The sequence below is a fragment of the Pseudomonas sp. GW101-3H06 genome (genome assembly GCF_059424605.1).
Window position 1 is genome coordinate 3,814,639 of the sequence record NZ_JBWKZO010000001.1, and the last position, 22,626, is coordinate 3,837,264.

The 22,626-nt window shown below is 59.9% G+C and carries 21 protein-coding genes and 1 pseudogene; 10 read left to right on the forward strand and 12 right to left on the reverse strand.

All coding sequences use genetic code 11. From position 1 onward, the window contains the following. Nucleotide 1 precedes the first annotated feature (1 nt). Nucleotides 2-1,381, reverse strand: coding sequence for an iron-containing redox enzyme family protein (locus AC07ZE_RS17370; RefSeq protein WP_207265918.1), 1,380 nt, complete (start codon nucleotides 1,379-1,381; stop codon nucleotides 2-4). A 12-nt stretch (nucleotides 1,382-1,393) separates the two neighbouring features. Beyond that, on the reverse strand, nucleotides 1,394-1,633 hold the full coding sequence (locus tag AC07ZE_RS17375; protein ID WP_259331964.1) for a hypothetical protein: 240 nt from the start codon (nucleotides 1,631-1,633) through the stop codon (nucleotides 1,394-1,396). A gap of 350 nt (nucleotides 1,634-1,983) precedes the next feature. Here AC07ZE_RS17375 and AC07ZE_RS17380 point away from each other — a divergent pair, with 350 nt between their 5' ends. Together AC07ZE_RS17380 and AC07ZE_RS17385 are read left to right on the forward strand one after the other, a co-directional pair. Continuing rightward, nucleotides 1,984-2,460, forward strand: coding sequence for a PA2171 family ribosome-binding persister protein (locus AC07ZE_RS17380; protein WP_207265919.1), 477 nt, complete (start codon nucleotides 1,984-1,986; stop codon nucleotides 2,458-2,460). 107 nt (nucleotides 2,461-2,567) lie between these two features. After that, entirely contained in the window at nucleotides 2,568-3,026 is a 459-nt protein-coding gene (locus AC07ZE_RS17385; RefSeq protein WP_207265920.1) for a short chain dehydrogenase, read from the forward strand. Here AC07ZE_RS17385 and AC07ZE_RS17390 read toward each other — a convergent pair. Then, a complete protein-coding gene (locus AC07ZE_RS17390; protein ID WP_207265921.1) occupies nucleotides 3,021-3,947 on the reverse strand; it encodes a LysR family transcriptional regulator in 927 nt (308 codons plus the stop codon). The genes AC07ZE_RS17385 and AC07ZE_RS17390 overlap by 6 nt on opposite strands. Before the next feature lie 141 nt (nucleotides 3,948-4,088). Between AC07ZE_RS17390 and AC07ZE_RS17395 the strand changes: the two genes are divergently transcribed. Then, nucleotides 4,089-4,493: a RidA family protein gene (locus AC07ZE_RS17395; RefSeq protein WP_207265922.1), complete on the forward strand. Its 405-nt coding sequence runs from the start codon at nucleotides 4,089-4,091 to the stop codon at nucleotides 4,491-4,493. Between the two features lie 7 nt (nucleotides 4,494-4,500). Here the strand turns inward: AC07ZE_RS17395 and AC07ZE_RS17400 are convergent, their stop codons facing one another. The 6 genes and pseudogenes from AC07ZE_RS17400 to AC07ZE_RS17425 all read right to left on the reverse strand — a co-directional run bounded on the left by AC07ZE_RS17400 (nucleotide 4,501) and on the right by AC07ZE_RS17425 (nucleotide 10,678). Further along, nucleotides 4,501-5,373 (reverse strand): mechanosensitive ion channel family protein, encoded by an 873-nt coding sequence (locus tag AC07ZE_RS17400; protein ID WP_207265923.1) that lies wholly within the window; start codon nucleotides 5,371-5,373, stop codon nucleotides 4,501-4,503. A gap of 206 nt (nucleotides 5,374-5,579) precedes the next feature. Further along, nucleotides 5,580-7,577: a peptidase U32 family protein gene (locus AC07ZE_RS17405; RefSeq protein ID WP_207265924.1), complete on the reverse strand. Its 1,998-nt coding sequence runs from the start codon at nucleotides 7,575-7,577 to the stop codon at nucleotides 5,580-5,582. 230 nt (nucleotides 7,578-7,807) lie between these two features. Next, the gene (locus AC07ZE_RS17410) at nucleotides 7,808-8,188 is read right to left on the reverse strand and encodes a RidA family protein (protein WP_207265925.1); all 381 of its coding nucleotides are present in this window, start codon (nucleotides 8,186-8,188) and stop codon (nucleotides 7,808-7,810) included. Nucleotides 8,189-8,263: 75 nt separating this feature from the next. Then, nucleotides 8,264-8,502: pseudogene (locus AC07ZE_RS17415) on the reverse strand (agmatine deiminase family protein); the annotation flags it as partial. A 54-nt stretch (nucleotides 8,503-8,556) separates the two neighbouring features. Beyond that, entirely contained in the window at nucleotides 8,557-9,492 is a 936-nt protein-coding gene (locus tag AC07ZE_RS17420) for a Ppx/GppA phosphatase family protein (protein ID WP_207265926.1), read from the reverse strand. Between the two features lie 187 nt (nucleotides 9,493-9,679). Then, nucleotides 9,680-10,678, reverse strand: coding sequence for a bile acid:sodium symporter family protein (locus AC07ZE_RS17425; protein WP_207265927.1), 999 nt, complete (start codon nucleotides 10,676-10,678; stop codon nucleotides 9,680-9,682). A gap of 370 nt (nucleotides 10,679-11,048) precedes the next feature. On the opposite strand from AC07ZE_RS17425, the gene AC07ZE_RS17430 reads away from it, so the two are divergent. Then, nucleotides 11,049-12,113 carry an alpha/beta fold hydrolase gene (locus AC07ZE_RS17430; RefSeq protein WP_207265928.1) on the forward strand — a complete coding sequence of 355 codons (1,065 nt, stop codon included), beginning with the start codon at nucleotides 11,049-11,051 and terminating at the stop codon, nucleotides 12,111-12,113. Nucleotides 12,114-12,401: 288 nt separating this feature from the next. Continuing rightward, nucleotides 12,402-13,808: an aldehyde dehydrogenase family protein gene (locus tag AC07ZE_RS17435; protein ID WP_207265929.1), complete on the forward strand. Its 1,407-nt coding sequence runs from the start codon at nucleotides 12,402-12,404 to the stop codon at nucleotides 13,806-13,808. Nucleotides 13,809-13,856: 48 nt separating this feature from the next. On the opposite strand, the gene AC07ZE_RS17440 is transcribed toward AC07ZE_RS17435, so the two are convergent. Continuing rightward, on the reverse strand, nucleotides 13,857-15,158 hold the full coding sequence (locus AC07ZE_RS17440) for an Nramp family divalent metal transporter (protein ID WP_259331965.1): 1,302 nt from the start codon (nucleotides 15,156-15,158) through the stop codon (nucleotides 13,857-13,859). Between the two features lie 352 nt (nucleotides 15,159-15,510). Then, nucleotides 15,511-16,368: a hypothetical protein gene (locus AC07ZE_RS17445; protein WP_207265931.1), complete on the reverse strand. Its 858-nt coding sequence runs from the start codon at nucleotides 16,366-16,368 to the stop codon at nucleotides 15,511-15,513. Between the two features lie 444 nt (nucleotides 16,369-16,812). Here AC07ZE_RS17445 and AC07ZE_RS17450 point away from each other — a divergent pair, with 444 nt between their 5' ends. From AC07ZE_RS17450 to AC07ZE_RS17460, 3 genes are read left to right on the forward strand one after another with little or no spacing between them, the layout of a single operon-like run. Next, nucleotides 16,813-17,631: an alpha/beta fold hydrolase gene (locus AC07ZE_RS17450; protein ID WP_259332033.1), complete on the forward strand. Its 819-nt coding sequence runs from the start codon at nucleotides 16,813-16,815 to the stop codon at nucleotides 17,629-17,631. A gap of 40 nt (nucleotides 17,632-17,671) precedes the next feature. Further along, complete coding sequence (locus tag AC07ZE_RS17455; protein ID WP_207265933.1) at nucleotides 17,672-18,796, forward strand: sensor histidine kinase; 1,125 nt, start codon at nucleotides 17,672-17,674, stop codon at nucleotides 18,794-18,796. Further along, on the forward strand, nucleotides 18,787-19,290 hold the full coding sequence (locus tag AC07ZE_RS17460; RefSeq protein WP_207265934.1) for an HIT family protein: 504 nt from the start codon (nucleotides 18,787-18,789) through the stop codon (nucleotides 19,288-19,290). The genes AC07ZE_RS17455 and AC07ZE_RS17460 overlap by 10 nt, the downstream gene beginning before the upstream one ends. Before the next feature lie 6 nt (nucleotides 19,291-19,296). On the opposite strand, the gene AC07ZE_RS17465 is transcribed toward AC07ZE_RS17460, so the two are convergent. Further along, nucleotides 19,297-19,620: a carboxymuconolactone decarboxylase family protein gene (locus tag AC07ZE_RS17465; RefSeq protein WP_207265935.1), complete on the reverse strand. Its 324-nt coding sequence runs from the start codon at nucleotides 19,618-19,620 to the stop codon at nucleotides 19,297-19,299. A gap of 233 nt (nucleotides 19,621-19,853) precedes the next feature. Here AC07ZE_RS17465 and AC07ZE_RS17470 point away from each other — a divergent pair, with 233 nt between their 5' ends. Both AC07ZE_RS17470 and AC07ZE_RS17475 read left to right on the forward strand, forming a co-directional pair. Then, entirely contained in the window at nucleotides 19,854-21,227 is a 1,374-nt protein-coding gene (locus tag AC07ZE_RS17470; RefSeq protein WP_207265936.1) for a glutamine synthetase family protein, read from the forward strand. Between the two features lie 7 nt (nucleotides 21,228-21,234). Beyond that, entirely contained in the window at nucleotides 21,235-22,626 is a 1,392-nt protein-coding gene (locus tag AC07ZE_RS17475) for an aldehyde dehydrogenase family protein (protein ID WP_207265937.1), read from the forward strand.

Sequence of the window (22,626 nt, forward strand, 5' to 3'; positions counted from 1 at the left end):
GTCAGCGTAACCGCGAACGCAGTTCGATGAAGCGCCGGGTGGCGAACAACCCCGCCGGGCGATGGTGCCGTTGTGCCAATAGCCAGGGAATCAGTGATTCAAGTTCCTGGCGCGGCGACTGGTGATGCAGGCTGGCCTGTACCGCCTTGAGTTCCGGATCATCCACCGTGCCTGCACTTGCTTCGGCATTGCTGCTGAGATTCCGCAGCGACGCCGGCTGCCGTTTGGGATCTTGCCAATCACCGGCGATCCAGGCGTGGATCAACTGCTTTTCGTAACCATCGAACACGCCGAACATCGCCGCCGTACTGCCCTCGATCAATTGCCAGAATCGACTTTCCTGCGGCGGCCGATGACGCTTGATCCAACCCTTGCGCTGCAGGGCTGCGAGAAAATCCTCGATATGACCAGGCGACGACAACCACTGGTTGATGGTTTGCCCTTCGACCTTGCAGTAATCGGAATGCATGTGCTGACCGAAGCCACGCTTGCGTTCAAGCATGGCGATCACTTCGCGCTCCAGCTCGAAGGCTTTAATGATCGCAGTCGACCCCAGGCCCAGATCGTTGAGGCGATAGCCCAGGGTCACGCGTTGATAGAACTCGTTCCTGCCCTCCTCCAGCGGCAACAGTTCCAGCAGCGACCGGACCGCCTTGCGTCCATGGCCGCTGCTGACGTTGTCGATGGTCACATGCAACGTGAAGTAGTACGGGTCGATACCCAATTCCCGCAGTTCATAGGCGCTGATCAACAGGTGCAAGGGTAATTGTTCGTAACCCAGGTTGTAGCCGATCACCTCCGGCATGAAGGCGGCGCTGCAACGGCCCAGCGCCAGTTGAATCGCACCTTGCACAAAGTGCTCGTCATCCAGGCCTTGCTGATCGTCACAGCCCTGTTCGGCCAACAGTGTGCGATAGATCGACACATGGTTCTGCCGGGGATCACCCTTGCCCAATTCTTCAAGGTAGGTGGTCAGCAGCCCATCGAAGCGGTAATCCTGCCAGTGTTCCAATACCCCCTCCAGCCAGGCACCGTCGACTTCTTTGGTCGGTGCGACCCGTTGCAGGAAATACAAGGCGTGGGCCTTGTTCTGAAAATAACGGCGCCCCGCTCCCTGCTGGCGCTCGGCGAGGTAGCCGGCGTAGTCGCGAGCGACGTCGGCGACATGCCGTTCGGCCCAGGCTGTCAGGTTTTGCGGTGTGTCGGGCAAATCGCAAGGGAGTTGGGCGGCGCGGGCCAGCTGCTGCCGCATAAACGCTTCGGCCTGCTCTTGAGCGTGTGGAGCATTGCAGTACAGCACGCCATACAGTTCGCGCACGCCGCTGGTTCCGGCCCCCACAAGCGGCGAGGGAAAGCCGGTCAAGGCATTGAATACGGTCATGACCCGCTCCTTCTAGCGTCTATCGTCTGACAGCGGGGTTTGCTCATCAGCCTCCGGCAACTCCCTCCCCGCCGAATCATCCCAGTCTTCCGGGCGTTGGACGGTAGCGGGATCAGGCGTGGTCAGCGGATCGTATTTGCCCGGGTCGTCGGGATTGAGCGACGGTGAATCGGGCTCGGGCTTGGAGGGAACGCAATCCTGCACCTGATCCTGGCGCTGCATGTTGTCCCTGGAAGTCAAATCGGTAGCCATACCCACCTCTACAAAAAAGGTCCGGAAACTCCGGGCCGTACAGGTTTGAAGAGACTGGGGCGCAGGCGTGCATTCGAATTGACGAGCGGCATCAATCAACGTTTCATGGCTCGCCCGCTGCCCCGAGCTGTCTTTTTTCCAGTGATCCAATACCCGCTATTTGCAATGCGCGCATAGCGCCATTCGTGCAGCCTGCATGGCGCGGCTCAACCACCATGAAAAACAACTCACTGATTACAAAGGGATTTACGCCCACGTTTAGATTGGCACAGTCAATGCTGCCTATGTTTGGAAACCAGGGGTGCCGGCATAGACCGGCCCAACACTTCCCGTGACAGTGAGGCAAGATAATGAACGCCATTGACATGCTCAAAGCCGACCATGAACGAGTGAAAGGCATCCTGACCCAGTTGGAAGATTCAACTGAACGCGCGGTAAAAAAACGCGCCGAGTTGATTGCAAAACTAGAGATGGAGATCACGATCCATACCAGGCTCGAAGAAGAGATTCTCTACCCGGCCTACAAAAAAGCCGGCGGTAAAGAACAGGAAAAAATGTACTACGAGGCCAAGGAAGAACACCGCACGGTCGACTCGCTGGTCATGCCGGATCTCAAGATGACCGATCCCGCCAGCGTCGAATTTTCCGGACGCGCAAAAGTGGTCAAGGAGCTGCTTGAACATCACATCGAAGAAGAGGAAAAAGAGATGTTCCCCGAAGCCAGGAAGCTCTTGGGCAAAGCGCAACTTGAGGAGTTGGGCAAGCAGATGGAGACGATGAAAGCGTCCTATAAGAAAGAACTGAACGGTGGCAACATCGCAGCCTGACCGTGACAACGCTGTTCACTCCGGCGCGTCAGTTTCTGCAAACCTGAAGCCCGCTATCTTCATGGCGGGCTTCTTGATTTATCACCCGCAGGACGGAGGACTTCACCATGATTGCTCCATCAACCGGCATGAAACCGGGTGAGCGTTATATCGTCGAAAGCGTCGAGCGTGCCCATCATTTTCCGGGTTTTTTTCTCGACGGAAAGTACTACCTGGAACCCGAATTACTGACCGCCGTCGGGTGGCTCGAAGGTCAGCAGTTTCTGTACGACCAACTCGACCCGACAGGCGAACCGGTGTTCCCCGGTCGGGTTGCCGGCACCATCGAAGACCTGACCTTGACCCTGGCCGATGGCGCGCGCCTGGCATTGAGCGAAGAGCCATTGCGCGCCCAGGCAGAGCTTCCCATGCCAGTGATCGATGGCCGTCCTGTCCAGCGGTATCTGCAACGCCCTTCCCCGCTGCTGGTGGCCGCCGCAGCGTTATTGATTGGCGGTTGCCTGCTGGCGATCAATCGTGTTCGAGGGCGAAACCGTAATCACCGGACATCGGCATCAGGCTCATGAACCTCTCGGGTCGGCGATCGGCGCATGTTGAGCCATCAGTTCGGCGACCCAATCGATGAACACGCGTACCTTGCGGCTGATATGCCGGTTGGGGGGAAAGGCCACGTAGATCGGCATGGGATCGAGGCGCCAGTCTTCGAACAGGGGCACCAGTTCGCCACGTGCCCGATGGGGCCTGGACATGTAGTCGGGCAACCAGAGAACCCCCATCCCGGCCAGGCCTGCCGCGATGTACGCATTGCCATCGTCGACGGCCAGCACGTAGCGACCTCTGATCTGTACGCTCTCACTGTCATTGCGCATGGCGTATGGCAATGCCCGGCCGGTACGCGCCCACAGGAAGCCGACGATACGATGATCGGAATCTTCCAGTTCCCGTGGATGCAGGGGTTTACCCACTCGTTCCAGATAACTCGGCGCCGCAAACACCCCCAGCTGCAAGTCACCCACCCGCCTTGCCATCAGCGACTGATCGCTCAGCTCGCCGCCGCGCACTACGCAATCGACGTTCTCATCAATCAGATCGACGATGCGGTCACTGACGCCCATGTCGATCTGAAGGTCGGGGTATCGGGCGTGAAAATCCGGCAGTGCCGGGACCAGGATCATGCTCGCCAGCGGGCTGGGCACATCCACGCGCAGTCGGCCCCTGGGCACCGTGGAGGCACCCGACAGGCTGGTCTCGGCATCGTCCAGGTCGGCCAACAGACGCACCACGCGCTCGTAATAGACCGCGCCATCGGCAGTGACGTTGACCTTGCGCGTGGTACGATTGAGTAATTTCACGCGCAAGCGTGCCTCCAGTTGCTGCACCAATTGCGTCACGCTGGTCTTGCTCATGTGCAGGGTTTCGGCAGCCTTGGTGAAGCTGCCCGCCTCCACCACCCGGGCAAATGCCTGCATCGCATCGAAACGGTCCATACCTGCCCCAATAGCTAGCGGATTGTTTGGTTTTTACAAACAGTGATAGTTGCAGTTGCGCGTTTATCCAGCAAGCCCGTGGACCTACAGTCCGTCCATCGTTAACCGCGGATCGGTTTTGATCCGCTGATGGAGGTCTGTATGACAAAGCGTGATGTTGTTTTTCCACCCGGGCGCCAGGCGCTGTATGAGCGCAATCGCTACTCGCCGGCGATCCGTTCCAATGGCTTTTTGTTCGTTTCGGGGCAAGTGGGCAGTCGCGAGGACGGCTCGCCCGAACCGGATCTGGAGACCCAGGTCCGGCAAGCGTTCAACAACCTGAATGGGATTCTGGGCGCTGCCGGTTGCCGCTTCGACGATGTGGTAGACATCACCGTCTTCATCGTCGATCCGCAAACAAGGTTCGAGACGATCTGGAAGGTGGTACCCGAGTTCTGGGGCCAGGCGCCACACCCGACGTTGACCGCCGTCGGCGTCACCTGGCTCTATGGCTTCCAGTTCGAGATCAAGGTGATCGCCAGGCTTCCCGAAACCACGGGAAGCTGAGCGGCGGTCACTCCTTGGCCAACCCGCCAGGCAACGCGGCGCCCTGCTGAAAGATCACGGTCTGTGCCGGCATCGGTGCCGGGAAACCGGCCTCACCGAGGGCATCCTTGATGATGCGGTTGGTGTCGAAATACACCTGCCAATAGTGCTCGTTGTGGCAGTACGGACGCACCGCCAATACCGGCCCGACCAGGTTGAATTCGAGTATTTCCACGTCGACCGCAGGCGTTTCCAGCACGTTGGGGATGGCGGCGATTTTCTCCTTCAGCAAGGCCGCCGCCGCTTTCCAGTCGGCGGCACCGGACAGCTGCGCCTTGAGTTCGACGCGACGGAACGTGTTGTGGGTGAAGTTCTGGATGTTGTCGCTGAAGATCTTGTTGTTGCCGACCAGGGTCAGCACGTTGTCCGGGGTGTTGATCGCGGTCGCGAACAGACCGATCTCGGTGACGGTGCCGACAACCCCACCCGCCGAGATGAAGTCACCGACCTTGAACGGACGCAGCACAATGATGAAGGCACCGGCCGCCAGGTTTGCCAGCAGCCCCGACCAGGCCATGCCGATCGCCAGGCCGACGGCAGCCAGCAGCGCGGCGAAGGTGGTGGTCTGCATGCCGAGGTAACCGAGGATGGCGATCACCAGGATGATATTCAGCGTCACGGTGATGGCCGAACCGACATAGCGCAACACGGTCGGGTCGACCTTCTGCTTGCCCAAGGCTTTCTGCACCATGCCGACGGCAAAGCCGATCAGCCAGCGGCCGACGATCCAAAAGGCAATGGCGGTCAGCATCTTGACCGCGAAAGCCACGCCATAAGCCTGCACCACGGCAATGAGCGCGTTGAATTTCTCGGTGGTTACGTTAACGATAGTTTCGTCCATGGCAGTGGCTCTCGCAGATGAGGGGCAACCTCAAAACGCTAGCACAGCCGGGGCGGGCTGCCAGTGCAGGAGAGTTTTCCGCCGGATTTCGGGTTCGACAAACGTCCCTTGTGGGAGCCGGCTCGCGAAAGCGGTGGGGCAGTCACATTAATGTTGAATGTACCGCCCTCTTCGCGAGCAGGCTCGCTCCCACAGGTTTTGTGCCCTTAGTGCGGGGCGCGGGGGATGGTCTTGAGCAGGTCGTCCGGGCTGATGTAGCCAACGACCGGCTGAACGCTGCCCGGTTGCGGCAAATCAAGGATGTGGCCCTTCATCTTGCCGATCACGTGCATCTCGCAGGGTTTGCAGTCGAACTTCAGCGTCAGCACTTCATCGCCGTGAATCAGTTGCATCGGCGCCACTTTGGTGCGCACGCCGGTGACGCCCTTGGCTTGTTTCGGGCACAGGTTGAAGGAGAAACGCAGGCAGTGCTTGGTGATCATCACCGGCACTTCGCCCGGTTCCTCGTGCGCCTCGTAGGCCGCGTCGATCAGCTTGACCCCGTGACGGTGATAGAAATCCCGGGCCTTCTGATTGTAGACGTTGGCCAGGAACGACAGGTGCGATTCCGGGTACACCGGCGGAGGATTGGTTTCGGCCTTGCGGCCACCCCGTGGGTGAGCCTTGATGCGTGCCGCAGTCAGCGCTTCGATCACTTCCCGGCGCAGCGACTTGAGCTGTGAGTTAGGAATGAAGAACGCTTGGGGCGCATCGAGCTTGATGTCGGTGGCATGGTATTGGGTGGTGCCCAACTGACCCAGCAGGTCACGCAATTGCTCCAGTGCCTGCTCCGGCTTGTTGGCCAGGCCGAACGGGCCGTCCAGAGCGACACTGGCGCTAACGCCCTCCTCACTGGTGACCGTCAGTTGCAGACGCTGCTCGTCCAGGCGTGCAACCCAGGCCACGCCGATGCGGCGTTCGGCAGAGGTCTTTTGCAGGGCTTGCTGCCAGTTATGGTCCAGGTTGCGATTCAGAGGATGATTCGGGCGCAGTTGGTGCAGCCCCTTAGGCATCTCGTTGGGCTCGACGCGGTAGCGATAGCGCTTTTCGCCGTCCTCTTCAAACTCGCCTTTCGGTTCGGCGATGTTGGTTCGCCAGCCCACGACCTCGCGCTTGACCAGCACATTGAGGCCATCGCCGTTGGACAGCGGCTCTTGGGTGACCACGATCAGGTCGCGCTTGCCGACTTTTTCCACCACGCCCACCGGCAGGCCGGTGAAGGTCGGCGAGTCGAAGGCGCCGATGTCGATCTTGCGTTCGCTGACGAAGTAGTCGGTACTGCCACGGTGGAAGGTCTTGTCCGGGTCGGGCACAAAGAAGTGCGCGGTGCGGCCACTGGAAGCACGGGCCAGGTCCGGGCGATCTTCGAGGACCTCGTCCAGGCGCTGACGGTAATAGGCGGTGATGTTCTTCACATAGCCCAGGTCCTTGTAGCGTCCTTCGATCTTGAACGAACGCACGCCGGCTTCAACCAGGGCGCGGATGTTGGCGCTCTGGTTGTTGTCCTTCATCGACAGCAGGTGCTTCTCATAGGCGATCACACCGCCCTTCTCGTCCTTGAGGGTGTAAGGCAGTCGGCAGGCCTGGGAGCAGTCGCCACGGTTAGCACTGCGGCCAGTCTGCGCGTGGGAAATGTTGCACTGACCGGAGAACGCCACGCACAGCGCGCCATGGATGAAAAATTCGATCGCCGCGTCGGTCTCGTCAGCGATGGCGCGGATTTCCTGCAGGTTCAGCTCGCGGGCCAGAACCAGTTGCGAGAAACCGGCCTGGTCGAGGAACTTCGCCCGCGCCAGGGTGCGGATGTCGGTCTGGGTGCTGGCGTGCAGCTCGATCGGCGGAATGTCGAGTTCCATCACACCCAGATCCTGGACGATCAACGCATCGACACCGGCATCATATAACTCATGGATCAGCTTGCGGGCCGGCTCCAGTTCGTTGTCGTGCAGGATGGTGTTGATGGTGGTGAACACCCGGGCGTGGTAGCGATGGGCGAACTCCACCAGGCTGGCGATATCGCTCACTTCGTTGCAGGCGTTGTGGCGCGCGCCGAAGCTCGGGCCGCCGAGGTACACGGCGTCGGCGCCATGCAGGATGGCCTCGCGGGCGATGGCTACGTCGCGGGCGGGGCTGAGCAATTCCAGGTGATGCTTGGGCAAGGACATAGTTTTTTTTAGTCAGGCTGTCACGGTCGAGGTGCGCATTGTAGCGGCGAAATGCCTGATGGGCATCCGTGTGCTGCCGGGTGGTGCCGGATGAATGACTATCTGCAGAACGACACAGATCAAATGTGGGAGCGGGCTTGCTCGCGAAAGCGGCGTATCAGTCAATGTTGGTGTCGACTGACACATCGCTTTCGCGATCAAGCCCGCTCCCACAGGGTTTTGTGTGTGAGTCAGGCCTTGGCCGCCATGGCGACGACTTCCACCTTCATGCCTTCGACCGCCAGGGCGGCCACGCCAACGGCGGCGCGCACCGGCCATGGCTTGGCGAAGTAGCGTTTGTAGACTTCGTTGAAGGCGGCGCGGTCGGCCATGTCGGTGAGGTAGATGGTCAGGTGCATGACGCGATCCATGGAACTGCCCGCACGCTCCAGCGCGACCTTGAGCGCTTGCAGGGTGCATTCGCTCTGCAGGGTGATGTCGCCCAGTTCCAGGCCGCCGTCGGCGCGGGTCGGGATCTGGGTGGACATCAGGATACCGTTGAACGCGGCGACGTCGGAGGAAATGGAGTCCTGGTCAGGATCGGGGGTGAAGGTGATGTCTTGGTTAGCCATGAGGCTCTCTTGTTTGAGGAGGTAAAGGGGCGCAGTTTACCAGAGGCCCCCGCCCCCATCGCTAAACCAATGGCTGATGGCTGGTGACGCAGTGAGTGCCACCGCCACCGGCCGCGATGGCGTCGATGTGGAGCCCTTGATACCCGGCAGCCAGATGATTTTGCTCAAGCCAAACGGCCCTTCAGCTCTTGCTCGACCTCGGCCTTGCTCCAGTCGGGATTGCGGTTGGCATTGATCCAGCTGCTTTCGGTCATGATCCCGGTGCCATGACCGTCCATTTCGATGCCACAGCCCTCGCCCACCCCTTCAAGTCTAAACATTCAAGCGAGCCTGCTCGCCCCCACAGATCTTGGCGTTTTTGATGAGCTTCAGTGCCGGGACATCAGGCCGTGCAGCACACCGAACCGCAACCCCGGTTCCGAAGGTGTCATGTGGGAAATGCCGAAGACCTTGAACGCCGCCAGCATCAGCACCAATCCACCCGGCAGGATGCTCAGGCGATGGGGTTGCAGGCCTGCCAGCCGCAGCTTTTTGACATGCCCGACTTCCAGCAGACGCAGCGACAATCGCAGCAGGCCGCTGTAGGTAATGCCGCGCTGGCCGAAGTCATTGAGCCCGTTGGCATTGAGTATTTTGGCCAGCAGGCGCGCCGTGCCTGAGGAGCCGATGGTCTGCTGCCAGCCCTGGGTGCGATAACGGCGGGCTACCTTTTCAAACTCAAGCATGGCGATGCGCTCGGCTTCGAGCAGCGCCTGGGCGGTAATACCGCCGCCCGCAAAATAGCGCGCCCCCCAGGTGCCGCTGCCAATGGCAATGCTCTCCGTGACCAGGGGCCGGGCGCCGCGCCCCAGAATCAACTCGGTGGATCCCCCGCCAATATCCACCACCAGGCGCATGCTCTGCTGACACGGAATCGTATGGGCAACACCGGCGTAGACCAGATGCGCTTCTTCCTGGCCGGAGATGACATCGATGCAAAAACCCAGGTGGCGTTCCGCACTGACCAGGAATAATTGAGCATTGTCGGCTTCACGCACGGCGCTGGTCGCCACCGCCCGCACTCGCCCGGCTTCGAATCCGCGCAATTTCTTGCCGAAGCGCGCCAACGCCTGCCATCCCCGATCCAGCGCCAATTCGTCCAGTGCCCCGCCTTGAAACCCCTCGGCCAAACGTACGGGCTCTCGCAGGGTTTTCACTTCCTGAATCATGAGTTGTTGGTTGCGTTTGACCGACTGGCCAATCATCAGGCGAAACGCATTGGAGCCCAGGTCAATGGCCGCAAACAGGGAGGCGTCACCTTTCATGGGAGAGATTCCTGGCAGGTGCATCGGCCCGCGAACGGCGTTGCACCGGTCGCTCAGGGTGGTTTGCGACGATCCTGCCATGGGGTAGGTGACATCACGATGACAGCTGGATTAATTTCGCTATCGCCTGTTTGTCACCTTGTCGTCATATAAAACATTGGGATTGAGCGTTAACCCACTGTCAAGATCAAGGGTCAACCTGCCCCATCAATTGCGCCACGGTTTCCTGGCGTTTTGCATAGCGCTGCGCCAACACTGCACACACCATCAACTGAATCTGATGGAACAGCATCAGCGGCAGGATCAACACGCCGATGGTGCTGCCGGCGAACAGTACCTGGGACATCGGCACGCCAGTGGCCAGGCTTTTCTTCGAACCGCAGAACAGAATGGTGATGCGGTCTTCCTGATTGAAGCCAAAGAGTTTGCCCAGCACGGTGGAGGCCACCAGGACCAACCCCAGTACCACGCAGCAGGCGACCACCAGCCCCGCCAGGTCCCGCAACGGAATCTGGTGCCAGATGCCTTCGTTCACCGCTTCGCTGAACGCACCGTAGACCACCAGCAGAATCGAACCCTGGTCAACGAACTTCAGCCAGTTCTTGTTGCGCCCCACCCAGGCGCCGATCCAGCGTCGCGCGATCTGCCCGGCAATGAACGGCAGCAACAACTGCACGCTGATTTTCACGATGGCATCGAGGGTCGAGCCGCCTTCGCCGTGCACATTCAGCAGCAGGGTCACCAGCAACGGCGTGAGAAAAATCCCGAACAGACTGGAGGCTGCCGCGCTACAAATCGCCGCCGGCACGTTGCCCCGGGCCAGGGACGTGAAGGCAATCGCCGACTGCACCGTGGCGGGCAGCGCGCAGAGATAGAGCATACCCATGTACAGGTCGGCGCCGATCATCGGTGACAGCACCGGCTTGAGCGCCAGCCCGATCAGCGGGAACAGCAAGAAGGTCAGGCTGAACACCAGCAGATGCAAGCGCCAGTGGCCGGCACCGGCAATGATCGATTCGCGGGACAGCTTGGCGCCATGCAGGAAAAACAGCAGCGCGATGGCGACGTTGGTCAGCCAGCCAAAGCCCACCGCCACCTGCCCGCTGGCGGGCAGCAAACTGGCGAGAAGTACCACGCCGATCAAGGTCAGGGTGAAGTTGTCGGGCAGGAAGCGAGGGCGAGTCATCGGGATCATCCGGGGTTGCCAGGGGTGTGGCCTCGACTCTACTCCGCCACATGGTTGCCGGCTAACGCTAGTAAGCCAGTAGATAGCGCCTAACGGACAAACCCGCCATTCCTCTGCAGGAGCGAGCTCTGCTCGCGATGGACGTCAACGATAATGCGGGCAGCCTGGATGATCGCGTTGCCTGGACGTTAATCGCGAGCAGGCTCGCTCCCACAACCTTCCCCGCCTTGTATCGAAATGTATCTACACTTCCCCGCGATACAAAACGCTTCACCCGCACGCGTTTCTGAAATAGCCCGGATACCTGCCTGCACTTAAATGTGAACCACGGCCTCCCCTGCCCGACCTACATTTAAAAAGGAGTTCCACCATGAACGTGCATTTGTTGAACAAACACGCCGACAGAAATCGCCGCCATCTGGTGGGTTCCACCGTTCTTGCTCTGACATTGGGTGTACTGGGAGCCGTCAACGCTCAGGCCAATACCCCTGCCACCGCAGCACCTGCCCCCGTCAGTGCGTCAACCACCGCCGACACCCCGTTCGGCCCGCTCAAACACATCAATGCCGGCTTGTTGAGCGTGGCGTATGCCGAAACCGGCCCGGCCAATGGCCCGGTGGTCATTCTTCTGCACGGCTGGCCTTACGACATTCACAGCTATGACGAGGTCGCGCCCTTGCTCGCGGCGAAGGGTTACCGGGTACTGATGCCGTATGCACGGGGGTATGGCGATACGCATTTCCTGTCCGACAAAACCCTTCGCAATGGCCAACCCGCCGCTCTGGCCAGCGATGTCATCGATTTCATGGACGCTTTGAAAATCAAACAAGCCGTACTCGGCGGCTACGACTGGGGTGCGCGTACGGCGGGTATCGTTTCGGCGCTCTGGCCTGAGCGAGTGAAGGCGCTGGTTTCGGTCAGCGGCTACCTGATCGGCAACCAGGCCGCCGGCAAGAATCCCTTGCCGCCCAAAGCTGAATTGCAGTGGTGGTACCAGTTCTACTTCGCCACCGAGCGCGGTCGTGCCGGTTATGAAAAGAATACCCATGAGTTTGCCAAGTTGATCTGGCAGTTGGCTTCGCCGCAATGGGCGTTCGATGACGCCACGTTCAATCGCAGCGCCGCCGCCCTGGACAACCCCGATCACGTCGACATCACGATCTACAACTACCGCTGGCGCCTGGGCATGGTGCCGGGCGAAACGAAATATGACCCGCTGGAACAGAAACTGGCCAAGGCCCCGTCCATCAGCGTGCCGACCATCACCATGGAAGGCGACGCCAACGGCGCACCGCATCCGAAAGCCGAGGACTACCGCCAGCGTTTCACCGGCAAGTACGAATACCGGCTGATCACCGGCGGCATCGGTCACAACCTGCCGCAAGAAGATCCGCAAGCCTTTGCCAAGGCGATCATCGACGCCGATAACCTTTAAGGTCATCGCCTGCTGCTCCTGGAGTCGCCTACGGGGGATTCCGGGAGTTCTTCTCCAAAAATGAATAAAAGCTTCTGAATTATTCAGTTTTCCAAACACCCACTCGGCACTACCTTGACGCCATGTCTGGCAAGCACTTGGGCAGATCGAAAGATCGCAGCCTGTGGCAGCTCCTACACTTTGCGTGTGCAAACCGATCCTGTAGGCCTTGCCGCAGGCTGCGATCCGTTGACGTCCCAAGGCTCGCTGAAACGGCAATCCGTCAATGTAAGATTCGAGGTAAATCCCATGTCTGAACAAACCCTGGCTGTGCACGCCCCTTATAACGGCGCGGTGATCGGTCATGTGGCGATTTCCACAGGCGTCGATGTCGAGCAGGCGTTGACTGTCGCCCACGGCCTCTTCTGCGATCGCAGCCAGTGGTTGTCCAAACCGCGTCGCATTGAAATCCTGCATCGTGCGGCCGAGTTGATCGGCGAACGCAAAATCAAGATTGCCACTCAAGCGGCCAGCGAAGGCGGCAAGCCGCTGAAGGACTCAATCGCCGAAGTCGAACGCGGCATCGATGGCATCCTCAACAGCATCGAAGTTTTGCGTACCGAGAGCGGCCACGTGATCCCCATGGGCCTGAACGCCGCTTCGGCGAACCGTGTGGCGTTCACCCAATTCGAGCCGATCGGCGTGGTCGTGGCCGTCTCCGCGTTCAACCATCCGTTCAACCTGATCGTGCACCAAGTGATACCGGCCATCGCCGTCGGCGCACCGGTGATCGTCAAGCCGGCAACCAACACTCCGCTCAGTTGCAGGGTCCTGGTCGATATCCTGATCGAGGCGGGTCTGCCCCAGGGTTGGGCGCAGATGGTGCTGCCGACCGACAACGCCATTACCGGCAAACTGGTGTCCGACCCACGGGTGGGCTTCTTCAGTTTCATCGGCTCGGCGGCGGTGGGCTGGATGTTGCGCTCGACCCTGGCACCGGGTACCCGCTGCGCGCTGGAGCACGGTGGCGCGGCGCCGGTGGTGCTGGCGGCGGATGCCGATCTTGAAGACGCACTGCCACGCATCGCCCGCGGTGGTTTCTTCCATGCCGGCCAAGTCTGTGTGAGCGTGCAACGGGTGTTCTGCCACAGCAGCATCGCCGAGCAGGTCGCCGAGCGCCTGGGCCAGTTGGGCGACGCCATGGTGGTCGGTGATCCGACCGATCCGTATACCGATGTCGGTCCATTGATCACTGAACGGGAAATGAACCGCGTGGGCCAGTGGGTCAATGAAGCGGTCGCCAGTGGCGCCCGCCTCATCTCGGGAGGTCGCGCATTGGGCAACAACTGCTATGCACCTACCGTGCTGCTCAATCCGTCCATCAATTCGAGCGTGATGCAAAAGGAAGTGTTCGGCCCGGTGGTGGCGGTGTATGCCTTTGATGACCTGGCAGAGGCGATCCGGTTGGCCAATGCCCTGCCCTATGCCTTCCAGGCCGCGGTATTCACACAAAACCTGGACACCGCCATGCAGTGCTACCAGGACCTGAATGCCACGGCGGTGATGGTCAACGAAAGCACCACGTTCCGCGTCGACTGGATGCCGTTCGCCGGGGCGGGTCTGTCCGGGCATGGCGTGGGCGGGATTGCGCACACCATGAAGGACATGCAGGTCGAGAAGATGATGGTCTGGCGCTCTCGGGCTGTGCGGAGTTGAAGCACCGCGGTGATCGAACACCGCGGTGGTTGAACAGGCAGACGGATGTCAGGCGAACAGATCGACGCCCAATTGGAACGCGACCCACAGCGCCAGGCCCGTGGCGAAAAGCAGTGCGATGTTCTCAAACAGGTTGTTGCGATATTGCTTGCCGAGCAATGACTTCTGGTTGGACATGATCAGCAGCCCCAGGGAGATCACCGGCAAGCCGATGATGTTCAGTGCACTCACACCGATGGTCAGCGTCACGAAATCCGGCATGCCCGGAAGTGACCAGATCAGTGGCGTCACCAGAATGAACAGCATGAACCACTTGTGCATCGGGTCATGGTGGAACTCTTTGCCGTAACGTTCGCGGCGCTTGGGGCTGACGTGTTGCAACGCATCGGTAATGAGCATCGGGAAGGCTGTGGTCTTGCCCGAAATACTGGCGAACAGGGTCGCGAATACGCCGATGAAAAAGACATACCAACCGATCGGGCCGAAGAAGATTTCCAGCGCTTTGCCCAGGTCGCCCAGGGTTTTGACTTCAATGCCGTTCGGTCGCAGGATCTCCGCGCCAACGATCCAGATGGCCAGGTTGATGACGATCCCGACGAACACCGCAAACAGCAGGTCGTTACGCTGAATGCGCTTGTGTTCAGGCCCGACCCAACCTTTTTGACGCATGACGTAGGGGTGAACAAAGTTGGCGATCGAACCGGCAACCGCGCCGATAACCGACACCGCGACCAGCAGTGCACCATGCACACCTTCATCGGGCGGAATGCTGAAACCGATGGTGCCTTTGACGATGCCGACGACATCGGGACCGGACATCACGGCCAGGGCAATAAACGCCAGCGTCATGATCGCCAGCAACACCTTCATGACGCCTTCGATCATGGAATAGATATTGCGACCGACCAGCAACCAGACCGCCAGCACCACCGCCACGGAACAGAGCAATGGATAGTCGACCTTCAGCAACATGGCCAGGGACTCACCCGCGCCCTTGATCATGTAGGCGTTCATCAAGTGCCCCATCAGCAAGGCATAACCGAGCATGAACCAGGCAAAAAACGGATGGAGCTGGGCATAGCCTTGCAGGATCGTCATGCCCTGGTTATTGCACAGCTGGAAGCGGGCAATGATGTTGACGATCAAATACCTCAAGAGCAGAGAGACCGCCAGCACCCACATCATCGCGTAGCCGTAATTGGCTCCGGCTACCGATGACGTGATCAGGTCACCTGCACCCAGCCAGGACAGTACGGCAATGATGCCCGGGCCAAGCAGCTTGAGTGTTCGGGCGAGACGGCTTTGCGTGGGTGCCGCGGATTGGGGAACAGCGGATGGGACGCTGGTCATAGACGGTATCTCCATTATTGTATTTTTGAGAACCGGCGCAGTCGACCATAATTGATACGACGTCGTACAACTAAAAATAAGCTGAAGTATTTAAAAATGTTTCAAGCTGAGGGGGCGGTTACTTCGGCATCGCGAGGATCGCCGGCCCCGGTCACCCCTCCTTCCCTGACTGACCGGCGTGTTGCATACCTGTGGTAGCGAGCCCTGCTCGCGAAAAACGTCCGGACAACGCGGTCATTCAGGCAGCACGCGTTATCGTTGACGACCATCGCGAGCAGCGCTCGCTCCAGGTATTTAATGCGTTATCGTTCATGCCCATCGTCGGGATGCCGCCTGGAGTCAAACATTGCTCCTACGCGGATTGAACCACCGCCTGAAGCCTGTTCAGCAACTCACTGGACTTGTTTTCGTCCGGCTCTTTCTTGTCGAACCAACTGGTGCCGTTCTGCAGAATCTCGGCCAGGATCGGGAAGTACAGCTGTTTTTTCTTCGCCAGTTCCACCGGGTCGACAGCGGTGGCCTGGTCCAGTGCGGTCTGGATGGTTGCGCGCTGGGACAACCATTGCGGCGTCGATTTTTCTTCGGGGCTCATGTTGTCCAGGAAGTTCAGCGCCGCCTTGGCGCGGCCGACCGGGTCGTTGGCGAACGGATCTCGCCAGTTCTTCTTTTGATCTTCCGGCCCGACGTAATAACCGGTGGCGAGTTGCGCCTGCTGGCGCATCAGGTCTTGTGCCGCGGTCTGCTCTTCCTTGGTGAACTTTCCGCCTTCGTTGGTGGCGACGGCGTACAGCGAACGTCGATCCAGATCGCCCATCAGCGCATTGCGATCCTGAATGCTGTTGTCGTAGGGCTTACCGCTGTCCTTCATCAACGCGTATTTTTCATCCATGCGCTTGCGGGCATCGATGGCAACATCGGCAAAGGTCTTGTCCCTGGAACTGGAAATCGCCCCGGGTTTAGCGACACCCAGGATAAGCGCGTCGGCGTTCATCCCCGGCCGCACCGGAAAATACGGTGCGTTGCTGGCGATCGAATCACTGTAATCGGTGGCCGTGCCGGACAAACTCACCGAATCATCATTCTGCGTTTTGTCCGCCGACTGATCGCTGTCGGCGATATTGCCCCTGCCATCGGCAACCCTGGCGTTGGCGGCAGAGGAATAGGCGGCGATCAAGGCGCTGGATGAGGACGAGGATGAGTTGACGTTCATGATTCTTCCTTGTTGTGAGGCTGGGTGGTCGGCAAACCGCCGCCTAATCTACTGACGTTGGCCCTGTAAATAAACCATCGTCTGCGGGAGCGAGCCGGCTACCACAAGGAGTCTCTGTCTCGCGCCTATACCAAAGCGTTAATGGCATGCACCCATGTCTGGTGGTCAGCGCACGTCTTTGTCCATAAATTCCCCGCGACAAGGGAATCGGTGCCGTCGCCGGACTGAGCGCCCTGGACCGCGCCAAGCGTTAACCACAGCACGCACATGAGTATTGAAAAAATGACTGATGAGACAAGCGGAACCACCCGTCGCGCCTTGATGACCAGCGGTGCCATGGTAGCCGCGGCACTGGCCGTGACGGTCCCGGCGCTGGCAGCACAGCAGGCACCTGCGGCAACGCCTGCGGTTGGCAAGACCAACGGCAAGGGCAAAGGCTCGGGAATGATCACAGTCAAGGACGGCACGCGAATTTTCTACAAGGATTGGGGCAGCGGACAGCCGATCGTATTCCACCATGGCTGGCCGCTGTCCAGCGACGACTGGGATACGCAAATGCTGTTTTTCCTCAGCCAGGGCTTCCGCGTCATCGCCCATGATCGCCGTGGTCACGGTCGCTCGACCCAAACCGACAGCGGCAACGAAATGGACACCTACGCCGCCGACGTCGCCGAGCTGATGGCGTACCTCGACATCAGGAATGCCGTGCATATCGGCCACTCCACCGGTGGCGGTGAAGTGGCCCGTTATGTGGCCAAACATGGCCGTGGTCGCGTAGCCAAAGCGGTGTTGATCGGGGCCGTGCCGCCGATCATGCTGCGTACCGCGAACAATCCGGGAGGCTTGCCTTTGGAAGTCTTCGACGGTTTGCGAAAAGCCGTGGCCGACAATCGCGCACAGTTTTACCGGGATTTTCCCACCGGGCCGTTCTATGGCTTCAATCGCACCAACGCCCATGTCTCCGAAGCCGTCATCGACAACTGGTGGCGCCAGGGCATGAACGGTGGGATCAAGGCGCAGTACGACTGCATCAAAGCCTTCTCGGAAACCGACTTCACCGATGACCTGAAGAACATCGACGTGCCGACCCTGGTGCTGCACGGCGAAGACGACCAGATCGTACCGGTTGCCGACTCGGCACACTTGTCGATCAAGCTGCTCAAGCATGGCACGCTGAAAACCTATCCCGGCCTGCCCCACGGCATGTGCACCACCCATGCCGAGGTCATTAACCGCGACCTTCTGGCGTTCATCAAGGGTTGACCTTGTTATTGCGACGCGACCCAATCGCAGGTGCCGGATCATGGTGAACGCCCTGTCCGGCGCCTTGCGTTCCAACGCCAGGTGCCTGGGACTGTGGGCAACCACGCTGGCGATTTTCGTCGTCGACACCCTCACAGAACTGGATATCGCGGTGGCGGTCCTGTACGTCCTGGTCATCATGATTGCCATGGGCTCATGCTCCATTGACGGGTTGCGCCGGGTTGCACTGACTTGCGGCGCACTGACACTGGCAGGCTTCTTCCTGTCCCACCTCGACCATCCATTCAGCACCGCCATGGCGCGTTGCCTGGTCAGCTTGACGGCGATCGGCATGGCGACCTGGCTGGCCTTGAAGAACCGGCGTACCAGTGATGCATTACAGGAACAATTGAGCTTGTTAGCCCATACCCATGATGTCGAAGCACAGTTGCATCGCGCGCAGATCGAACTGGCGCACATCAGCCGAAATACCACTCTGGGCGAGATGGCAGCCTCCATTGCCCACGAGGTGAATCAGCCGCTGGCCGCAATCACCTCCAGTGCCGAAGCGGCCCACCGCTGGCTCGATCGCCCGTTACCCGACCTCGATGAAGCCCGTGCCGCCATTCACCGGGCAGCCAGCAATGCACGCCGGGCGAGCGAGGTCATCAGGCGAATTCGCGACCTTACCCGCAAAAGCGATTCGCACTACGAAGAACTGGATCTAGAATCGGTAGTAGCAGACTCACTTGCCCTGCTTGACCGGGAAATCCAGAGCCATCAGGTGCTATTGTCGCGCAAGGTCGAAAGCTGTTCGCCCAAGGTGTCGGGCGATCGAATCCAGCTCCAGCAGGTGGTAATCAACCTGATCATGAACAGCCTGCAGGCCATGATTGGCCGCAAGGATTTGCCCAGGGAGCTGCACGTGCGCATTCATGCGAAAGAGAGTCTTGCGGTGGTGGAGGTGCACGATAACGGCCCAGGGATTGACCAAAAACACCTTGCGCTGCTGTTTGATGCGTTTTTCACGACCAAAGAAGAGGGTATGGGAATCGGTTTATCCATCTGCCGCTCGATAATAGAGTTGCATGGTGGACGCATCTGGGCAGACAGTCAGCCAAACGGCGGCGCGACTTTCTCATTCTCCCTACCCGCTTTGACAACGGACACCCAACGATGGACATAGCACCACGCTTCATCATCCATGAAACCGCTCACTGGATACTCAATCATCACATGTCGTCCAAGCTCCCTGGCTATCTGGTGCTGGGGACGAGGCACCCTGTCCGTTCATTGTCCGATCTTCCTGACAACGCACTGGGCGAGATGGGGATTCTGCTGGCCCGAGTCCAGAAAACCATGCAATCGGAGCTGCAACCGAAGTGGCTCTATATCAGTCGATTCGGTCATGACCCACGCTTCCCCATCCATTTCCACTTCATCCCGGTGTATCACTGGGTCGAGGATCTGTTCTGCCAGGATGAGCGTTACCGGGTGCTGAAGAACTTCGGCGCGGGTGTCGACGCCCATACCCTGACCGATGGTGCGGAATTGACCCTGTTCATCTGGCGCGAATTTGGCGAGAGCCCGGAGCCGCCCAGCATTCAGGGGCCTTCGATCGAGCATATTATCGAGCAGTTGCGGGTGGCGTTCAGGCAGGAGAATCCAATCACCTGCTGAAGGTCGTTACAGCCCCTCCCCCATCACATCGTCCGCCCAACTGATCGCCGCCACCACCGTCGGGAAACCGATGGTGCTGGTCAGCGAGATCAGTGCGTGACGGATCTGCTGCGGCGTGGCACCGGCCTCCAGTGCCCGTCGGGTATGGCTGTGCACGGCGCCTTCGGAGCGAATGGCCGCCGCGGCGCCGAGCTGGATCAACTGGACCATCTTCTCCTTCAAGGGCCCGGCATGACGTACCGCCGTCCCCAGGGCCTCCACCGCGTCCAGATAATTCGGGTACTGACCTTTGAGGTTTCCGTAGGTTTTGTACGTTCTTTTCTTCGCCATCTTCTTTCCTCCGCGCGCCTGCACCGGCCGGCGCCCATGGGCACTTTCCCGGTCCCGTTCTGCCCGACCCGCAAAGCCTCGATGCGCGAAAACTTGCGAAAAGCGACAGTAGGCTAAGCTTAGTGCAGCTTATTGCTCACGATGCTCGCATCTGCAGGTTTTGGGTGGTTCTGGAGAGCGTCTGCAACAGCTATTTCAGACAGGCCCACACAAATTGCGCAGGACTTGCCGTGATGCCCGAGCCTTTCCTCAGTTTTGACGAACTCAAGCGTGCCGCCGCTTCTGGCGAAATCGATACAGTCCTGGTGTGCATGGTCGACATGCAGGGACGATTGGTCGGCAAGCGATTCCAGGTCGAGTTTTTCATCGACAGCGGCCATGAAGAAACCCACTGCTGCAATTACCTGTTGGCCGACGACATCGACATGGAACCGGTGCCGGGCTACGCCGCCGCCAGCTGGAGCAAGGGCTACGGTGACTTTGTCCTCAAACCCGACATGCGCACCTTGCGCAAGGTGCCCTGGCTTGAATGCACGGCCCTGGTACTGTGCGATGTGCTCGACCATCACCATCGCCGGGACTTGCCCCACAGCCCGCGCGCGATCCTGAAAAAACAGGTCGAGCGCCTGCGTGAGCGTGGCTACACCGGCATGTTCGCCTCGGAACTGGAGTTCTACCTGTTCGACGAGAGTTACGAGGCCATTCACAAGCGCAATTACCACAAGCCGAAAACCGCCGGCCACTACATCGAGGACTACAACATCCTGCAGACCACCCGCGAAGAGCCGGTGCTGCGGGCGATCCGCAAGCATCTTCAGGCCAGCGGCATCCCGGTGGAGAACTCCAAGGGCGAATGGGGGCCGGGCCAGGAAGAGATCAACATTCGCTACGCCGACGCCATGACCATGGCCGACAACCACGTCATCATCAAGCACGCCTGCAAGGAGATCGCTCAACTGCAAGGCAAGGCGATCACCTTCATGGCCAAGTGGCGTTACGACGCCGCCGGTTCCAGCAGCCATATCCACAATTCGCTGTGGGACAAAAACGCGAAAAAGCCGCTGTTTTTCGACGCCAAGGCCGAGTTCGGCATGTCGAAACTCATGCGTTCCTGGGTGGCCGGACAGCTCAAGTACGCCAACGACATCACCTGTTTTCTCGCGCCCTACATCAACTCCTACAAACGCTTTCAGGCCGGCACCTTCGCCCCGACCCGCGCGGTGTGGAGCCGCGACAACCGCACCGCCGGCTTCCGTTTGTGCGCCGAAGAAAGCAAGTCGATCCGCATTGAATGCCGCATTGGCGGCGCCGACCTCAACCCCTATCTGGCCTTCGCCGCGCTGATCGCCGCGGGGCTGGCGGGGATCGACGAAAAGCTCAGCCTCGACCCGCCTTACGAGGGCGATGCCTACGTCGACGAGCACTTGCCCGAAGTGTCCAAGACCCTGCGTGATGCCTGCGCGGCGCTCAAGGGTTCGAGCATGTTGCGCGAGGCGTTCGGTGATGAAGTCATCGACCACTACGTGCACACCGCCGAGTGGGAACAGAAAGAGTACGACCGGCGGATCACCGACTGGGAACTGCAGCGCGGCTTCGAGCGCTACTGAGAACACCATGACCTCGACGATTCAACTCATCTCACCGGTCGATGGCCGGGTCTACGCCGAACGCCCCTGCGCCGATGCGGCCCAGCTCGACAAGGCACTGGATGCGGCCGCAACCGCCCAGGCGCAATGGAAACGCCGGCCACTGGGCGAACGCGCGGCTTTTTGCAATGCCGCAGTGGACGCGATGCTGGTCATGAAAGATGAAATAGCCCCGGAACTGGCTTGGCAGATGGGCCGCCCGGTGCGCTATGGTACCGGTGAACTGCGTGGTTTTGACGAGCGTGCGCGGCACATGATCGCCATTGCGCCTGAGGCATTGGCCACCGTCGAACCCTCGCCCATCTACGGTTTTCGCCGGTATGTCAAACGCGAACCGCTGGGCACGGTGCTGGTGATCGCCCCGTGGAATTACCCCTATCTGACTGCCGTCAACACGATCATTCCGGCGTTGCTGGCCGGCAACAGCGTCATCCTCAAGCACGCTTCGCAAACGCTGCTGGTGGGCGAACGTTTCGCCGAAGCCTTTCGCCGCGCCAATCTGCCTGAAGGGCTGTTCCAGAACCTGGTACTCGACCATGAGCAGACGGGCAGGATCATTGCTTCTGCTCGCGTCCAGCAGGTGAATTTCACCGGTTCGGTGGGCGGCGGCAGAACCATGGAAAGCGCTGCCGCCGGACGTTTTCTCGGCATGGGCCTGGAACTCGGCGGCAAGGATCCGGCTTACGTTCGCGCCGATGCCAACCTCGACCACGCGGTGGAAAACCTGGTGGACGGCAGCTTCTTCAACTCCGGGCAGAGCTGCTGCGCCGTGGAGCGCATCTATGTCGATCAAGGCCTCTACCCGGCGTTTGTCGAGCGTTTCGCCGCCCTCACCCGCCAGTACGTACTGGGCAATCCGCTGGACGAAGCCACCACCCTCGGTCCGCTGGTGAATCCGCAGGCTGCTGATTTTGTCCGCGACCAGATCGCCGCCGCACTGAGCCAGGGCGCCAAGGCACTGATCGGTCCACAAGACTTTGCCGCTGATGTACCGGGCAGCGCCTACCTCGCACCCCAAGTATTGGTCGACGTGACCCATCAAATGTCAGTCATGCGTGATGAAAGCTTCGGCCCGGTGGTCGGCATCATGCCGGTGACCAGCGATGACCAAGCCATCGCCTTGATGAATGACAGTGAGTTCGGGCTCAGTGCCTCGATCTGGACCCAGGACCTCGCCGCCGCCGAACGCCTGGGCAACGAGATCGAAACCGGCACCGTGTTCATGAACCGCTGCGATTACCTCGATCCGGCCCTGGCCTGGACCGGCGTGAAGAACAGCGGGCGCGGCGTGACGCTGTCGCGCCTGGGCTATGAACACCTGACCCGAGCCAAATCCTTCCATTTGCGCCACGAGATTTGA

Excerpts from the sequence above, each read along its gene's own strand:
- AC07ZE_RS17370 (WP_207265918.1), bottom strand. The coding sequence starts at position 1,381 with ATGACCGTATTCAATGCCTTGACCGGCTTTCCCTCGCCGCTTGTGGGG.
- AC07ZE_RS17375 (WP_259331964.1), bottom strand. The coding sequence starts at position 1,633 with ATGGCTACCGATTTGACTTCCAGGGACAACATGCAGCGCCAGGATCAG.
- AC07ZE_RS17380 (WP_207265919.1), top strand. The coding sequence starts at position 1,984 with ATGAACGCCATTGACATGCTCAAAGCCGACCATGAACGAGTGAAAGGC.
- AC07ZE_RS17385 (WP_207265920.1), top strand. The coding sequence starts at position 2,568 with ATGATTGCTCCATCAACCGGCATGAAACCGGGTGAGCGTTATATCGTC.
- AC07ZE_RS17390 (WP_207265921.1), bottom strand. The coding sequence starts at position 3,947 with ATGGACCGTTTCGATGCGATGCAGGCATTTGCCCGGGTGGTGGAGGCG.
- AC07ZE_RS17395 (WP_207265922.1), top strand. The coding sequence starts at position 4,089 with ATGACAAAGCGTGATGTTGTTTTTCCACCCGGGCGCCAGGCGCTGTAT.
- AC07ZE_RS17400 (WP_207265923.1), bottom strand. The coding sequence starts at position 5,373 with ATGGACGAAACTATCGTTAACGTAACCACCGAGAAATTCAACGCGCTC.
- AC07ZE_RS17405 (WP_207265924.1), bottom strand. The coding sequence starts at position 7,577 with ATGTCCTTGCCCAAGCATCACCTGGAATTGCTCAGCCCCGCCCGCGAC.
- AC07ZE_RS17410 (WP_207265925.1), bottom strand. The coding sequence starts at position 8,188 with ATGGCTAACCAAGACATCACCTTCACCCCCGATCCTGACCAGGACTCC.
- AC07ZE_RS17420 (WP_207265926.1), bottom strand. The coding sequence starts at position 9,492 with ATGAAAGGTGACGCCTCCCTGTTTGCGGCCATTGACCTGGGCTCCAAT.
- AC07ZE_RS17425 (WP_207265927.1), bottom strand. The coding sequence starts at position 10,678 with ATGACTCGCCCTCGCTTCCTGCCCGACAACTTCACCCTGACCTTGATC.
- AC07ZE_RS17430 (WP_207265928.1), top strand. The coding sequence starts at position 11,049 with ATGAACGTGCATTTGTTGAACAAACACGCCGACAGAAATCGCCGCCAT.
- AC07ZE_RS17435 (WP_207265929.1), top strand. The coding sequence starts at position 12,402 with ATGTCTGAACAAACCCTGGCTGTGCACGCCCCTTATAACGGCGCGGTG.
- AC07ZE_RS17440 (WP_259331965.1), bottom strand. The coding sequence starts at position 15,158 with ATGACCAGCGTCCCATCCGCTGTTCCCCAATCCGCGGCACCCACGCAA.
- AC07ZE_RS17445 (WP_207265931.1), bottom strand. The coding sequence starts at position 16,368 with ATGAACGTCAACTCATCCTCGTCCTCATCCAGCGCCTTGATCGCCGCC.
- AC07ZE_RS17450 (WP_259332033.1), top strand. The coding sequence starts at position 16,813 with ATGATCACAGTCAAGGACGGCACGCGAATTTTCTACAAGGATTGGGGC.
- AC07ZE_RS17455 (WP_207265933.1), top strand. The coding sequence starts at position 17,672 with ATGGTGAACGCCCTGTCCGGCGCCTTGCGTTCCAACGCCAGGTGCCTG.
- AC07ZE_RS17460 (WP_207265934.1), top strand. The coding sequence starts at position 18,787 with ATGGACATAGCACCACGCTTCATCATCCATGAAACCGCTCACTGGATA.
- AC07ZE_RS17465 (WP_207265935.1), bottom strand. The coding sequence starts at position 19,620 with ATGGCGAAGAAAAGAACGTACAAAACCTACGGAAACCTCAAAGGTCAG.
- AC07ZE_RS17470 (WP_207265936.1), top strand. The coding sequence starts at position 19,854 with ATGCCCGAGCCTTTCCTCAGTTTTGACGAACTCAAGCGTGCCGCCGCT.
- AC07ZE_RS17475 (WP_207265937.1), top strand. The coding sequence starts at position 21,235 with ATGACCTCGACGATTCAACTCATCTCACCGGTCGATGGCCGGGTCTAC.